This window comes from Anoxybacillus tengchongensis (assembly GCF_014201585.1).
Classification (GTDB): Bacteria; Bacillota; Bacilli; order Bacillales; family Anoxybacillaceae; genus Anoxybacillus; species Anoxybacillus tengchongensis.
In genome coordinates this window covers 80,659-96,082 of sequence record NZ_JACHES010000010.1, presented here as the reverse complement: position 1 = coordinate 96,082, position 15,424 = coordinate 80,659, and the positions used below count along the sequence as shown (strand labels likewise).

The following is a 15,424-nucleotide window of genomic DNA, read 5'->3' as shown; positions in this document are numbered from 1 at the left end:
TGACAATTATCATGATAATTATTATCATTATCATCGAAGGAGGAGATCGGATTGAAAAAGTTTTTATTTTTTTGTTTATCAATGATATTGATTTTCACATTAGTCCCTACTTCTTCGTTCGCTTACTCATACGGTGATCCGAACGAAGAAGCGGTTGCGGAAGCGTATAAAGAAATGGTAGCGAAAGCGCGAGAGAAAAAGTTCGATGAAGTGAAAGCCATTTACGAAACGGTGCAAAAAGAAATTGATATGCATATGGGTCCGGAACCGTCTGCCATCATTTTAGAGGCAATTGAGCAGAAAGATGCAGATACGATCGTTTCCGCGATGCAAAAAGTGCTTGTGCTTAACGTGGCGCGCCGTTTAGAAAACGTAGAGAAAAACTTCGACAACTACGATACGAGCAAACGTTTATTGGCAAAAGCATTTGCTACATATAAAGCACTCTCACCAATCGTGCAACAAAAGAATGCGGAACTCGACGAAAAATTAAAACAACAGTTTGATGTTGCTCTTCAATCGCTCGGAAATCCAGGATTGTTCGGAGTAGGAAAAAAAGAGTCAAACATCGATCAATTTAAAGAAAGTAAGCATACCATTTTGCAAGCGTTGCAAGATCAATTTGAATTAGAGAGTGTCGAAACAGGTCATTTTACGGAAGAAGATTTAGACCGATTAGCAGCAGCAAAAAAGACAGAGTGGACAGATTTGTCTGATATGAAAAACTGGATCCCAATCATTGTAATTGTGGGAGTTATTGCGGCTGTTGTAGTGTACGCGATAAGAAAACGAAAGTAAAGAAAGGGGTCGTGTAGGTTGGAAGTTCAAGCGCTGCTCATTACGTTTCGTGAAGCATTAGAAGCACTATTAATTGTAGGGATTATTACATCATACTTAAAACGAATTGATCAATCACGGTATGTGAAATATGTTTGGCTCGGTGCAGGATTAGCCGTGTTTGCAAGTGCGATCGTCGCTTTATTATTCCAAGTTGTGCTAACCGGCTTTTCAACGATGGCGAGCGAAATGTATTTAAAGGTAAGCATTATTTTTATTTCTTCCATCTTATTGACGCAAATGGTTTTTTGGATGGCGGAACATAGTAAAGACATAAAAAGTAGTATGGAAGGAAAAATGAGCAAATACGTGTCAAAAGGCGACGTATTCGGCATGGTTATGCATTCGTTTTTAGTAGTATTGCGTGAAGGAGTCGAGACGGTCTTTTTCTTTGCTGCGATTACAGGTGGAAATATCGGAGCGGCAGTACAAGGATGGGGGGCAATTACAGGGTTAACGATTGCAGCTATTGTCAGCTATATGTTCTTTAAAGGAACGATGCGTGTACCACTAAAAACGTTTTTTAAAGTGACAGGTGCGTTTATTATTTTGATTGCGGCCGGATTGCTTGTGCAAGGTGTTTCCATGTTACAAGATTTAAAAATTATCGGCAGTGTCATGCCACACGTTTATGATATTACATGGTTTATGCCAGAGCATCCGATTGACCATGAACATTTCGTGCGTGATACAGGTCAAGAGCCTATTCTCTCTGGCGATGTTGGCATTTTCCTTAAGGCGTTATTCGGTTACTCATCGATGCCGTCACTAGAAGAAGTGTTAGCATACATCGGTTACTTCGTGGTCATTTATTTACTCGTAAAAACACGTTATCACGCGAAAGAAGTAAAAAAAGAAAAAAGCAAAAAAAATGAGCAGGTGCTTGAACAACAAGTAATGTAAAGTACAAGGAGGAACCTTGTACTTTTTTGCTTAGGAGGGGTTATTGTGCGCATGGCTTCGATCATCGGGCTATTTGCCGTCTATATATCTTATATCGTATATGCTAGCCCGTTTGCGGCTACGTGGGATGAAGTCGACTTTGCATTGGCGCTTGAGCGATATGATTTGCTTGCAATGCAGCCGCATTTTCCGGGATATCCGTACTTTATTTTTGGAGGCATGCTCATTCATTCATTTGTCGCCAATCCTGCCAAGGCGCTGGCGATTTGGAACAGTTTGCTTATGATCAGCACCTCAATTCCAATATATTTGCTTGCAAAAACATTTGTGGAAAAAAAGTACGCGTGGGTTGTTACTGCACTCGTTCAATCGCTTAGTTATGTCATGCTTATCGTTTCGCAACCGATGTCGGAAGGAAGTGCACTCGCTGTTTTATGGTGGTATGTATGGAGTTTACAACGTGCGCTTCACTCGGACCGTATTGATATGCAGTTGCTGCCGTTATGGTTATTTAGCGTCATGCTCGGCATTCGTTTATCGTACATTCCTTTTGGGATTGGCATTTTATACGTTTGGTGGAAGCGAGCATATCGCTTTAAAACGCTTCTGTTATACAGTTTTGTAGCCGTTGCTTTTCAATTTATTTGGATTATGGCAGTAGCTACAACAGAGGGGGAAGGGTTTTGGCAGTTGGCTCTTTCATTTACAACAGGACATTTTACGCAATGGGGGGGAACGGTGTCGACAGATGAAGCACCGTTTTGGCAACGAGCCATTGTGCTTATTTTTTATAATATCATTTGGACAGGCATGGCCAAGCAGTCGATATGGCTACTGAGTTGCTTTATTATTTTATTAGCTATGACGTGGAAACAAATAGCGATCCCGCCTTTATATCGTTTGCTTTTATTAACATATTTTCTATGGGCATTGTTTGCGCAAAATATTGAAAAGCCAAGACATATATTGCCGATTGTCGTCATTGTTTCATTCTTTTTGTTTGTCAGTGCCCTTCAATCGTCATCACGTCTACGGCTTACCGTGGCGTTTGTTTTGCTTCTCTCGCAAACGGTCATCGGCACGCAAGCAATCAAGCATCAAGCGACACGGTTGCCAGCGACGTATCAGTTGGCGTATGATTTTGAACAGAAAGAAAAGCCTTTTGTTTTATTTACGTGGGAAGAGACGCGCGTTCTTGAATATTTACGTGTTTCGTTTCCGCATGGGCGAGTGTTTTCATTTGACGTTTTCGAGCGTGAAAAAGCGGCATTTCCACATGCGAAAGTGTATGTCACCGACCATGTGATTAAAGGATTTCAAGCGCAAGGCATAGACGTTCGTCCGTATATTCGTTCCGTTCGAACGTATGAATCGAGTTTATTATCTGACCCTGTGTACGGACGCATCACCGTATATGAATGGCGAGAGGAGGGAGAACGTGAATGAACGATTAAAAGAAAAATTAGCGATTTTGCCCGATCAACCGGGATGTTATTTAATGAAAGACGCCCACGGGACAGTCATTTATGTCGGGAAAGCAAAGGTGTTGAAAAATCGTGTCCGTTCTTATTTTACGGGTACACATGACGGAAAAACGCTTCGGTTAGTAAATGAAATTGCTGATTTTGAATACATTGTGACGTCTTCGGATTTAGAAGCGCTTATTTTAGAAATGAATTTAATTAAAAAATACGATCCGAAATATAACGTCATGTTAAAAGATGATAAAAGCTATCCGTTTATTAAAATTACTGGAGAAACGCATCCGCGTCTTATCATCACCCGAACGGTGAAAAAAGATAAAGGGAAATATTTTGGGCCGTATCCGAACGCCCAAGCTGCGCACGAAACGAAAAAACTGCTCGATCGTCTATATCCATTAAGAAAATGTGAGAAAATGCCGAAAAAAGTTTGTTTATATTATCATATGGGACAATGTTTAGGACCTTGCGAATATACAGTGTCAGAGGAAGAAAATAAACAAATTGTTGAACAAATTACTCGTTTTTTAAATGGTGGGTATAAAGAAGTAAAAGAGACATTGACAGAAAAAATGTTAGAAGCGGCCGAACAGTTACATTTTGAGCGGGCGAAAGAATATCGTGATCAAATCACGTATATCGAAACATTAATGGAAAAACAAAAAATGATTTTGCACGATTTTGTTGATCGCGACATTTTTGGATATGCGTACGATAAAGGGTGGATGTGCGTACAAGTATTTTTTATTCGCCAAGGAAAGCTCATCGAACGAAACGTATCGATGTTTCCATTATATCAAGAACCAGAGGAAGAGTTTTTAACGTTTTTAGGGCAGTTTTACAGTAAAGAGTATCATTTAAAGCCACGCGAAGTTGTATTGCCGCGCGACATCGATGGAGAGATGGCGACAAATTTGCTTCAGGTGAACGTCACACAGCCGAAAAGTGGTAAAAAGAAAGAGCTCGTTGATTTAGCGTGTAAAAACGCACAAATTGCTTTGCAAGAAAAATTCTTTTTAATTGAGCGTGATGAAGAACGGACGATTCGTGCGATTGAACGATTAGGTGAAGCAATGGGGATTCAAGCTCCTCGTCGTATTGAGGCGTTTGACAATTCAAATATTCAAGGGGCAGACGCTGTCGCTGCGATGGTCGTATTTATTGATGGAAAGCCGGAAAAAAAAGAATATCGTAAATATAAAATAAAAACGGTGCAAGGAGCGGACGATTACGAGTCGATGCGGGAAGTGATTCGACGACGATATACGCGCGCGTTGCGCGAACGTCTACCACTTCCTCAATTAATCATTGTCGATGGCGGAAAAGGACAAATACAAGTCGCAAAAGAAGTGTTGGAATGCGAACTCGGGTTGTCGATTCCTGTTGCTGGTTTAGTGAAAGATGATAAACATCGCACATCCCATTTATTGTTTGGCGATCCGCCAAGCGTCATTTCGTTAGAAAAGAACAGTCAAGAATTTTATTTGTTGCAGCGCATTCAAGAAGAAGTGCATCGTTTTGCAATTACATTTCATCGTCAAGTTCGTTCAAAATCTACATTCCACTCCATTCTTGATCAAATTCCAGGGGTTGGTACAAAAAGAAAACAAGCGTTATTGCAACATTTCGGATCGATTAAAAAAATGAAAGAAGCAACGGTTGAACAGCTACAAGAAGCAAACGTTCCAAAACATGTCGCCCAAAAAATTCACGAAGCGCTCCGAACGTATGAAAGCTGACCGATGATGGTCAGCTTTCATCTTTGCGATCCCATTTGACAGTAAACAAAACGGTTTTGGCGCGTCGTTTTTGTTGTTCAAACGCTTCCGTCACATATCCTTTTTGCTGTTCAAACTGTTGAGCAAGAAAGCCCGCTTCAAGTTGAAACGTACACTCCCCACCATAATCGAACCGCATGGCGACAAGCGATCCATCTAATTGAAGATCGCATTGATCTTTTTTCTCCTCCAGTAGCGATAAATTCCCCCAACCAGCTTGTTCAAAAAAAGCAACGACATCATCGACCGTAGCTAGCGGGTACTTTCTCGCTAATTCTTTTCCTGCCCAATATAAAATAAATGGAGTTTCTTTTCCAAACAAATTTGGTAGCAGTTCTTGCCGAAATAAAAAGTCGCTAAAAGCAGAAATGTTCGTTTGTTTCCATTGCTCGTATCCGCTCACGATCAATTCCCCTCTCTATTGTTCATTATAGCGAACAATAATGTGAAAAACAGTATTGACTTTTCTCTTATTTCGGACTTCACTAGAAGTGTAGTTATTTTAAAATTTGAAATGATTGAACATTTCGTGAACACCTTTTCTTGACGCTCCTACATTCTGGGAGTACAATGAATGTGACAATGATCAATGGAAATGGAAGTGTTTACACATCTGTTGATCATAGTCTAGTAGATGTGGATGGGAGCGTATAAAAAAGGAAGATGACAAATTTAAGGGGGGTTATGTATGGCACAAAATCGCGAATTTTTTTACCGTCGACTCCATTCATTGCTCGGAGTCATTCCAGTTGGGCTGTTTTTAACGCAGCATTTAGTAGTTAACCATTTTGCAACAAGAGGAGCAGAATCGTTCAACAAAGCGGCAGCATTTATGGAGCAGCTACCGTTTCGGTACTTTTTAGAAGTTTTCGTTATTTTTCTTCCGCTACTGTTCCATGCCATCTACGGACTGTACATTGCATTTACAGCACAAAACAATGTAAGTCGCTACGGGTATTTCCGTAACTGGATGTTTATGTTGCAACGCTTAACGGGTATTATTACGCTCATTTTCGTCGTCTGGCACGTATGGGAAACGCGCGTTCAAGCGGCGTTTGGTGCAGAAGTGAACTACGACATGATGGCGAACATTGTGGCAAATCCGTTTATGCTTGCATTTTATATTGTCGGAATCGTTTCTGCAGTATTTCACTTTGCGAACGGGTTATGGTCGTTTTTCGTTAGCTGGGGTATTACAGTGACTCCTCGTTCACAACAAATTTCTACATACGTGACAATGGGGATTTTTGTCGCGCTTTCGATCGTTGGTATACGCGCGATTTTAGCATTCGTTTAATCCACAAGAAGGAGTGAGGAGACATGAGTAAAGGAAAAATTATTGTCGTTGGTGGAGGTCTTGCCGGCTTGATGGCAACCATTAAAATTGCCGAAGCAGGTGTAAAAGTAGATTTATTTTCATTAGTTCCCGTGAAACGGTCTCACTCTGTTTGTGCACAAGGTGGCATTAACGGTGCGGTCAACACAAAAGGGGAAGGAGACTCTCCGTGGGAGCATTTCGATGATACAGTATACGGTGGGGACTTTTTAGCTGACCAACCTCCGGTAAAAGCGATGTGCGAAGCTGCCCCTGGCATTATTCATTTGCTCGATCGTATGGGCGTCATGTTCAACCGTACACCAGAGGGATTGCTCGATTTCCGACGTTTTGGGGGGACGCAACATCACCGTACAGCATATGCAGGAGCAACAACAGGACAACAGCTTCTTTACGCGCTTGATGAACAAGTGCGTCGTCATGAAGTAGCGGGTCTCGTCACAAAATATGAAGGATGGGAATTTTTAGGTGCAGTTTTAGATGATGAACAAGTATGTCGTGGGATTGTCGCGCAAAACTTAACAACGATGGAGATTAAAGCATTCCCTGCTGATGCAGTCATCATGGCAACAGGCGGTCCGGGGATCATTTTTGGTAAGTCAACAAACTCCGTCATTAACACAGGTTCGGCGGCATCGATTGTTTATCAACAAGGGGCGTATTATGCAAACGGAGAATTTATTCAAATTCATCCGACAGCCATTCCAGGCGACGATAAGCTTCGCTTAATGAGTGAATCAGCTCGTGGAGAAGGTGGACGAGTTTGGACGTATAAAGATGGAAAACCTTGGTATTTCTTGGAAGAAAAATATCCAGCTTACGGAAACCTCGTTCCACGCGACATTGCGACGCGTGAAATTTTCCATGTTTGTGTAGACTTAAAGCTCGGTATTAACGGCGAAAACATGGTTTATTTAGACTTGTCCCATAAAGATCCGAAAGAGTTGGATATTAAGTTAGGTGGCATTATTGAAATTTATGAGAAATTTATGGGTGAAGATCCAAGAAAAGTGCCGATGAAAATCTTCCCAGCGGTTCACTACTCGATGGGTGGATTATGGGTGGACTACGATCAAATGACAAATATTAAAGGATTGTTTGCGGCGGGTGAGTGCGACTTCTCGATGCACGGTGCCAACCGTCTTGGTGCAAACTCATTGTTATCTGCAATTTACGGTGGAATGGTAGCAGGTCCAAAAGCAGTTGAATATATGAAAGGGCTCGAAAAATCAGCAGATGCGATGCCTTCTTCTTTATATGATCGCTATTTAAAACAAGAAGAAGAAAAATGGGCGCAAATTATGGCGATGGATGGCACAGAAAACGCATACGTTTTGCATAAAGAGCTTGGTGAATGGATGACTGATAACGTCACAGTCGTTCGTTATAACGATAAACTATTAAAAACAGATGAGAAAATTCAAGAATTACTCGAGCGTTATAAAAATATTAACATTAACGACACAGCGAAATGGAGCAACCAAGGTGCATCGTTTACACGCCAACTTTACAACATGTTGCAACTTGCTCGCGTCATTACGCTTGGTGCTTACAATCGTAACGAAAGCCGTGGAGCGCATTATAAGCCAGAGTTTCCTGAGCGAAACGATGAAGAATGGTTAAAAACAACGATGGCAAGCTTTACGCCGGATGGTCCATCATTCCATTATCGCGAAGTAGATACATCACTTATTAAACCGCGCAAACGCGACTATACGAAAAAGAAAGGGGAAGTGAAATCATGAGCGAAAATAAAACGATTCGGATTATCGTCACAAGACAAGACCGTCCGGATACAGCCCCTTATGAAGAAGAGTTTGTCATTCCGTATCGTCCGAATATGAACATTATTTCGGCGCTCATGGAAATTCGGCGCAATCCGGTCAATGCAAAAGGGGAAAAAACGACGCCTGTTGCTTGGGAAATGAACTGTTTAGAAGAAGTGTGTGGTGCTTGTTCAATGGTAATTAACGGAAAGCCACGCCAATCGTGTACCGCACTGATCGATCAGCTTGAGCAACCGATTCGTTTAGAGCCGATGCGCACATTCCCTGTTATTCGTGACTTGCAAGTGGATCGTAGTCGCATGTTTGATTCGTTAAAAAAAGTAAAAGCATGGATTCCAATCGATGGAACGTACGATTTAGGTCCGGGACCGCGCATGCCAGAGCGCAAACGGCAATGGGCATATGAATTATCAAAATGTATGACATGCGGTGTATGTTTAGAGGCTTGTCCGAACGTCAATAGTAAGTCAAACTTTATCGGTCCAGCACCGCTTTCACAAGTACGTTTATTTAACGCACATCCAACAGGGGAGATGCATAAAGCGGAGCGCCTTGAAGCGATTATGGGTGACGGTGGATTAGCGAACTGCGGAAATTCACAAAACTGTGTGCAATCTTGTCCGAAAGGCATTCCGCTTACAACATCGATTGCGGCATTGAATCGTGCAGCAACCATTCAAATGTTCCGCAATTTCTTCGGTAGCGATGAAGTGTAACAACAAGGTCGACTCTTGAAGAGTCGGCCTTACGTTTCATATATAGATGCTAAGTCGCTTTTATAGAGGGGGAGAGGGAAAATGAAAATATCTTATATTGGTGACATAAAAGATTGGGAACAACGTTTTTCTTTTTTTCATCCGGTGCGTGTCCGCTTTTCAGAAACGGATATGTTTGGCCATTTAAACAATACGGTACCTTTTGTATATTTTGAAGAAGCGCGCATCGCATTTTTTGAACATCTCGGCTTTATGAACGATTGGTTAGGAAAAGAACATGATGCGATTCCGGTCGTTGCGAATTTACAATGCGACTTTTTACAACAAGTGTATTTTGGTGAACAGCTGCAAATCGGTGTCAAAGTGGCACACATCGGAAACTCTTCTGTTGATTTACATTATGTTGGAAAAAAGCAAAATGGTGCAATTGCGTTTACAGGGCGTGGAACGATGGTCCAAATGTCAAAAGCGACAGGGAAAGGAGTGGCATGGGACGAAGAAGCGCGAGCGCGATTAATAGAAAACATGTAACCGTTAACGCCCTTCTTGCATACGATATGTTGACTAAATATATACCCATCCGTTTCGGTCTGGTAAAAGCAAGGAGGGTTATTCACTTGAATCAGAAGCCGCTGCTCACAAAAAGAGAACGAGAAGTATTCGAACTGTTGCTGCAAGACAAGACAACGAAAGAGATTGCTAGCGAACTATTCATTAGCGAAAAAACAGTTCGCAACCACATTTCGAATGCGATGCAAAAGCTTGGAGTAAAGGGGCGCTCACAAGCTGTCGTCGAATTGCTTCGAATGGGGGAACTTGAACTATAACGAGAACCGGCTCGCCTTTTCGTTTTAGGCAGCCGGTTTTCTATTGATTTGATGTGTGTTATAATGAAAAATGTTTTGTCATACATTAACAAAGAATGAGGCGAATACATTGGAAAGACCAATTGGAGTGATTGATTCAGGTGTTGGTGGATTAACAGTTGCACGAGAAATCATGCGCCAGCTACCAAAAGAACAAATTTTGTACTTAGGAGATACGGCACGCTGTCCGTATGGACCGAGACCGCGAGAAGAAATTCGACAGTTTACGTGGGAAATGACGAACTATTTGCTCGGTTATGATATGAAAATGCTTGTCATTGCATGTAACACCGCCACGGCTGTCGCTTTAGAAGAAATTCGTGATACCCTCAACATCCCTGTGATCGGGGTCGTTCATCCCGGCGCACGCACTGCGTTAAAAATTACAAAAAACTATCATATCGGTGTCATCGGCACGATCGGAACGGTAAAAAGCGGGGCGTACGAACAAGCATTGAAATCCATTAACAGCGACGTGATCGTAGAAAGTTTAGCTTGCCCGAAGTTCGTCCCTTTAGTCGAAAGTGGACAATTTGAGGGAGAAGAAGCAAAACAAATTGTTGCTGAGTCTCTTGAACCATTAAAAGACCGACCGATTGATACGCTTATTTTAGGGTGTACGCATTATCCGCTCTTAAGTCCATTGATTCAACAATACATGGGAAAGCACGTGAAGCTCATTTGCTCCGGTGATGAAACAGCACGCGAAGTGAGTACGATTTTACATCATAGCGGTTTGCTTTATACGGGGAATAAACGTCGCGAGCATATATTTTTTACTACTGGACCGAAAGAAACGTTTCAACAAATTGCGTCCAAATGGTTCGGTCATCCGATTGAACATGTCGAAACGATTCAATTATCTTAATCCTTCGCATTAGCCGAAGGATTTTTTTGTTCTATTTTTTTGGACGGCTCGTATACATAGTAGTACAAACCGTATGAGGAGGGGAGTCCATGCGTCGCGTATGGGTTATTGCCACAATGTTTATATTTATTCTTTCAGGATGTGGGCTGTTTGGAGGTGAAAAAGCGACGAAAGAAATTGATCCGCCAAAAGATGTAACATATGTAGGAGATGAGCAATCGGTGCAAGAAAAAGAAACAGCAGAAAAAGAAAAAGCGACAGAAACGGTGCAACGCGAACTATATTTAATTGATAAAAACGGCTTCGTCGTTCCACAAACGTTTGCCTTACCAAAAACGAACGCAGCTGCCAAACAAGTACTTGAATATTTAGTAGAAAACGGTCCGATTTCAGAGTTGCTTCCGAACGGATTTCGTGCTGTTCTTCCTGCTGATACACAAGTATTAAGCGTTAACTTAAAACAAGACGGCACGCTTGTTATTGATTTTTCGAAAGAATTTGCGAATTATCGTCCAGAAGATGAAAAGCGCATTTTACAAGCGATCACATGGACAGTGACGCAATTTGATAATGTAAAACGTGTAAAAATTCGTATGAACGGCCACGATCAAAACGTCATGCCGGTCAATGGAACGCCAATTAGCGAAGAACTAAGCAGAGATGACGGAATTAACATTGAAACAAACGGCGTTGTCGATATTACGAATACACATCCTGTCATTGTCTACTTTTTAGCACAAGACGGAAAACAGACGTATTATGTGCCGGTAACAAGACGCGTGCCGAATAGCGAGCAAGATGAACTCGCTGCAGTTGTGAACGAACTTATTAAAGGACCAAGTTACGGTTCTGGGTTGTTAAGTGATTTTCAAGCAGATGCGAAATTGTTAGAAGCGCCAAAATATGAAGATGGAAAAGTGACGTTAAACTTTAACGAAGCGATTTACGGTAGTGTGGAGAAAAATGTCGTATCTACGCATGTACTCAATTGTTTAGTTTTATCTTTAACAGAACAGCCAGGGGTAGAGAGCGTCGCCATTACAGTCAACGGAAAGGCAGAATTGGTCGATGAAAGTGGAAAACCGCTATCAGAACCTGTCACAAGACCGCAAAATGTGAACACAGGTAGTTTTTGAAACCAATTTTTTGCTATACTATATAAAGATTCATCGTCGAGAGGCAGCGTTCCTGCCTCTTATTTCGTGAACATATATTGAGGAGGATTTTGTGTGAGAGTAGATGGTAGAACAAATGACGAACTTCGTCCCGTACATATTGAACCGAACTATTTAAAACATCCGGAAGGGTCTGTGCTTATTTCGATTGGCGATACAAAAGTCATTTGTACAGCAAGCATCGAAGATAAAGTCCCACCGTTTATGCGTGGAGGTGGGAAAGGATGGATTACTGCCGAGTATGCGATGATTCCGCGTGCGACAGAGCAACGAAATATTCGTGAAGCAAGTAAAGGAAAGTTGTCAGGACGAACGATGGAAATTCAACGATTAATTGGTCGTGTACTCCGTTCTGTTGTTGATTTACAAAAATTAGGTGAAAAAACAATTTGGATTGATTGTGATGTCATTCAAGCGGATGGCGGAACACGTACAGCATCCATTACAGGAGCGTTTGTTGCCATGACGTTGGCGCTCGGAAAAATGGTTGAAGAAAAGAAATTGTCGGCACTTCCGATTACAGATTTTTTAGCTGCTACATCTGTCGGAATTGATGAAGAACATGGAATCATTTTAGATTTAAACTATATTGAAGATTCAAAAGCACAAGTTGATATGAACATTGTCATGACAGGATCGGGACGATTTGTTGAAATTCAAGGAACGGGGGAAGAAGCAACGTTTTCATATGAGCAATTGCTCGATTTATTAACGGTTGCTGAAAAGGGCATTCATGAGCTTATTGTTCTTCAAAAAGAAGCGCTTGGCCCGATCGCTGAACAGATTATGCAACATCGTTCGGAAGGAGAGAAGACGAAGTGAAACGAATGATTATTGCTACAAAAAACAAAGGGAAAGTAGCGGAGTTTCAGCAGTTGCTTACAAAAAAAGGAATCGAAGTTCTCTCCCTTCTTGACTATAATGACATACCAGATGTTGAAGAAACAGGAACAACGTTTGCTGAAAATGCTATATTAAAAGCAACGACGATCGCCAATATGCTTCACGAAACGGTTATTGCAGATGATTCTGGATTAATCGTTGATGCGTTAGACGGCGAGCCGGGCGTATACTCGGCTCGCTACGCGGGCGAAGGAAAAAACGATCAAGCAAACATCGAAAAAGTGTTTAAAAAACTGCAAGGCGTACCTTTTGAACAACGGACGGCCCGTTTTCATTGTACGCTCGCTATTGCCAAACCAAACGGAGACGTGACAACAGTAGATGGCGTATGTGAAGGATATATAACAGAAAAACCAATAGGGGAAAACGGTTTTGGATACGATCCGATTTTTTTTGTTCCTGAAAAACAACGAACAATGGCTCAATTAACAAAAGAGGAGAAAAACGAAATTAGCCATCGGGCAAAAGCGTTACAACATCTTTTATATACATGGGACAAGCTGTTTGAAAAGGGGAATGAGTCGTGAACGTATTAATTTTAAGTGATAGCCATGGATTGACAAACGAATTACAAACGATCGTTTCACGCCATAAGCAACATGTCGATGCAATGATTCATTGCGGTGACTCCGAGTTAACAAGCGACCATGCAGCGTTGCAAGGCATGCTTGTTGTGCGAGGAAACTGCGACTACGAGCATCGTTTCCCAACAGATCTTCTTGAAGAAATCAAAGGTATTCGCTTTTTCGTTACACACGGTCATTTATATAACGTCAAAATGACGCTTATGAACGTATATTATAAAGCGAAAGAAGTCGGGGCCAACATCGTCTGCTTCGGTCATTCACACATGGCAGGATGCGAACAAATCGATGACGTCCTTTTCATCAACCCAGGGAGCATTTACTTGCCGCGCATGCGTCGTGAAAAAACATATGCCATGCTCCACATAGATAATAAAAACATAACCGTACATTTTTACAACATCGACGGCCAACTGCTTCACGACTTAACGAACACATATACAACAAAATAGGGGCAAGAAAATTCTACTGCCCCTATTGACTTTTTTCATAAACATCATTACAATAACAATTGTCCAAACCACGATAATATGTCCCAGTAGCTCAGCTGGATAGAGCAACGGCCTTCTAAGCCGTCGGTCGGGAGTTCGAATCTCTCCTGGGACGTTAACAATCCTCTTGCATAAGCAAGAGGATTTTTTATTTTGCTCATCCTATATTGCTCAGCTGGATAGAGCACGTGTCTGATTTAGCTTTATACATACACGCTAACAAACTTCTTGCATAAGCAAGGATATTTTTTGGTCAAAAAATGTTCAAAATTTTTTACATCTTTCCTTTCCCTTGATATATCAATTATGTAAGCGGATACATAACATTTAAACTAATCTAAATAATCAAAAAATTCGATGAAATAGTATTGACTGTTTTGGTAAATGGGCGTATGATAATTTTCAAATAAATCTAACAAAAGTCGCAATCAACAGAAGAAGCAAGAGACGGCGAACAGGGGAAGAGGGGAAAAACATTGAGTGAACAGTGGATTTTTCTAAACGATGAATTTGTTACAAAAGAAAATGCAAAAATCTCGGTATATGATCACGGTTTTCTTTATGGGGATGGGGTGTTTGAAGGCATTCGCGTGTACAGTGGCAACGTGTTTCGAATGAAAGAACATATTGACCGCTTATACAATTCAGCGAAATCCATTTTATTAAACATTCCGTACACAAAAGAAGAATTAACAAATATTATCGTTCAGACGGTGCAAAAAAACGGCTTTGAAGATGCTTATATTCGCGTCGTTGTGTCGCGAGGGGTTGGCGACCTTGGACTTGATCCATACAAATGTCCAAAGCCGCAAGTTGTTGTTATTGTTGAACCGTTAGCAATCTTCCCAAAACATTTGTATGAAACGGGCATCGAAGTGATTACCGTAGCAACAAGACGAAACCGTCCAGATGTATTAAGCCCGAAAGTAAAATCATTAAACTACTTAAACAACGTATTAGTGCGAATTGAAGCGCATTTAGCCAACGTCAGCGAAGCGCTTATGCTCAACGACCAAGGTTATGTCGCTGAAGGATCAGCAGATAACGTATTTATCGTCAAAAATGGCGTGTTATATACACCACCAGGATACGTCGGGGCGCTTGAAGGTATTACGCGCGATGCGATTATCGACATCGCCAAAGAACTCGGCTACGTCGTCAAAGAAGAGCCGTTCACTCGTCATGATGTGTATACAGCAGATGAAGTGTTTTTAACAGGAACCGCAGCAGAAGTCATTGCTGTTGTCAAAGTCGATGGTCGTGTCATTGGTGACGGTGTACCTGGTGAGCATACGAAACGATTGTTAGAACAGTTTCGTAAACGAGTTGTTTCTGAAGGCGTAAAAGTATATGCCACACAAAATGTTAATGCTGGGTGACAAATGAATAAAGAAAAAGCGTTGAAGAGGATAAGTAGCGAACGGGTTAGACATCTACAGAGAGCCGGGGTAGCTGGGAGCCGGTGATGTCTCCGTTCGTGAACTCCCCTCGGAGCGCCGTCCTGAACGATACGATCTAGTAGGGACGGACGGGTGCACGTCACTCGTTATTAAAAACGAGCGCTGCGACGATAGTTGCACGCTCCTGAGGTGGCTTTGCCACGAAGAAGGGTGGTACCGCGGGAAGGATGCAAGCCTTTTCGCCCCTTTGGTCCACATGGACCGATGGAGGGGTGAGAAGGCTTTTCTTATTTCACATT

At 41.7% G+C, this 15,424-nt stretch carries 16 protein-coding genes, 1 tRNA gene and 1 other annotated feature; of the genes, 16 read left to right on the top strand and 1 reads right to left on the bottom strand.

Going from position 1 to position 15,424, the window contains the following annotated elements:
- The first annotated feature begins 51 nt into the window (after positions 1–51).
- From HNQ82_RS11350 to uvrC, 4 genes are read left to right on the top strand one after another with little or no spacing between them, the layout of a single operon-like run.
- Positions 52–798, top strand: a complete 747-nt coding sequence (locus HNQ82_RS11350) for a hypothetical protein (protein ID WP_183249720.1) — start codon at positions 52–54, stop codon at positions 796–798.
- Between the two features lie 18 nt (positions 799–816).
- Positions 817–1,740 carry an FTR1 family iron permease gene (locus HNQ82_RS11345; protein WP_183249717.1) on the top strand — a complete coding sequence of 308 codons (924 nt, stop codon included), beginning with the start codon at positions 817–819 and terminating at the stop codon, positions 1,738–1,740.
- Positions 1,741–1,785: 45 nt separating this feature from the next.
- Positions 1,786–3,186: a nucleoporin-interacting protein gene (locus HNQ82_RS11340; RefSeq protein ID WP_183249715.1), complete on the top strand. Its 1,401-nt coding sequence runs from the start codon at positions 1,786–1,788 to the stop codon at positions 3,184–3,186.
- On the top strand, positions 3,179–4,960 hold the full coding sequence (gene uvrC, locus HNQ82_RS11335) for an excinuclease ABC subunit UvrC (RefSeq protein WP_183249713.1): 1,782 nt from the start codon (positions 3,179–3,181) through the stop codon (positions 4,958–4,960). The genes HNQ82_RS11340 and uvrC overlap by 8 nt, the downstream gene beginning before the upstream one ends.
- Positions 4,961–4,970: 10 nt before the next feature.
- On the opposite strand, the gene HNQ82_RS11330 is transcribed toward uvrC, so the two are convergent.
- Complete coding sequence (locus HNQ82_RS11330) at positions 4,971–5,402, bottom strand: DUF2507 domain-containing protein (protein WP_183249711.1); 432 nt, start codon at positions 5,400–5,402, stop codon at positions 4,971–4,973.
- Between the two features lie 285 nt (positions 5,403–5,687).
- On the opposite strand from HNQ82_RS11330, the gene HNQ82_RS11325 reads away from it, so the two are divergent.
- The 12 genes from HNQ82_RS11325 to ilvE all read left to right on the top strand — a co-directional run bounded on the left by HNQ82_RS11325 (position 5,688) and on the right by ilvE (position 15,104).
- Positions 5,688–6,296 (top strand): succinate dehydrogenase cytochrome b558 subunit, encoded by a 609-nt coding sequence (locus tag HNQ82_RS11325; RefSeq protein ID WP_183249709.1) that lies wholly within the window; start codon positions 5,688–5,690, stop codon positions 6,294–6,296.
- A gap of 23 nt (positions 6,297–6,319) precedes the next feature.
- Entirely contained in the window at positions 6,320–8,080 is a 1,761-nt protein-coding gene (gene sdhA, locus HNQ82_RS11320) for a succinate dehydrogenase flavoprotein subunit (protein WP_032100261.1), read from the top strand.
- Positions 8,077–8,838, top strand: coding sequence for a succinate dehydrogenase iron-sulfur subunit (gene sdhB, locus HNQ82_RS11315; protein WP_183249707.1), 762 nt, complete (start codon positions 8,077–8,079; stop codon positions 8,836–8,838). The genes sdhA and sdhB overlap by 4 nt, the downstream gene beginning before the upstream one ends.
- A gap of 81 nt (positions 8,839–8,919) precedes the next feature.
- Positions 8,920–9,369, top strand: a complete 450-nt coding sequence (locus HNQ82_RS11310) for an acyl-CoA thioesterase (protein WP_183249705.1) — start codon at positions 8,920–8,922, stop codon at positions 9,367–9,369.
- Between the two features lie 80 nt (positions 9,370–9,449).
- Positions 9,450–9,665 (top strand): helix-turn-helix domain-containing protein, encoded by a 216-nt coding sequence (locus HNQ82_RS11305; RefSeq protein ID WP_032100525.1) that lies wholly within the window; start codon positions 9,450–9,452, stop codon positions 9,663–9,665.
- A gap of 109 nt (positions 9,666–9,774) precedes the next feature.
- Positions 9,775–10,572, top strand: a complete 798-nt coding sequence (gene racE / locus HNQ82_RS11300) for a glutamate racemase (RefSeq protein WP_281380823.1) — start codon at positions 9,775–9,777, stop codon at positions 10,570–10,572.
- Between the two features lie 89 nt (positions 10,573–10,661).
- A complete protein-coding gene (locus tag HNQ82_RS11295) occupies positions 10,662–11,708 on the top strand; it encodes a GerMN domain-containing protein (protein WP_183249701.1) in 1,047 nt (348 codons plus the stop codon).
- Positions 11,709–11,801: 93 nt separating this feature from the next.
- Positions 11,802–12,569 carry a ribonuclease PH gene (rph, locus tag HNQ82_RS11290; protein ID WP_032100256.1) on the top strand — a complete coding sequence of 256 codons (768 nt, stop codon included), beginning with the start codon at positions 11,802–11,804 and terminating at the stop codon, positions 12,567–12,569.
- A complete protein-coding gene (locus tag HNQ82_RS11285) occupies positions 12,566–13,177 on the top strand; it encodes an XTP/dITP diphosphatase (protein ID WP_183249699.1) in 612 nt (203 codons plus the stop codon). Before rph ends, HNQ82_RS11285 begins: the two co-directional genes overlap by 4 nt.
- Positions 13,174–13,686: a YfcE family phosphodiesterase gene (locus HNQ82_RS11280; protein ID WP_183249697.1), complete on the top strand. Its 513-nt coding sequence runs from the start codon at positions 13,174–13,176 to the stop codon at positions 13,684–13,686. Before HNQ82_RS11285 ends, HNQ82_RS11280 begins: the two co-directional genes overlap by 4 nt.
- Before the next feature lie 80 nt (positions 13,687–13,766).
- A tRNA-Arg gene (locus HNQ82_RS11275) sits at positions 13,767–13,840 on the top strand.
- A gap of 361 nt (positions 13,841–14,201) precedes the next feature.
- Positions 14,202–15,104 (top strand): branched-chain-amino-acid transaminase, encoded by a 903-nt coding sequence (ilvE, locus tag HNQ82_RS11270; RefSeq protein WP_032100254.1) that lies wholly within the window; start codon positions 14,202–14,204, stop codon positions 15,102–15,104.
- 12 nt (positions 15,105–15,116) lie between these two features.
- Positions 15,117–15,375: a binding site (T-box leader), on the top strand.
- Positions 15,376–15,424: the final 49 nt, after the last annotated feature.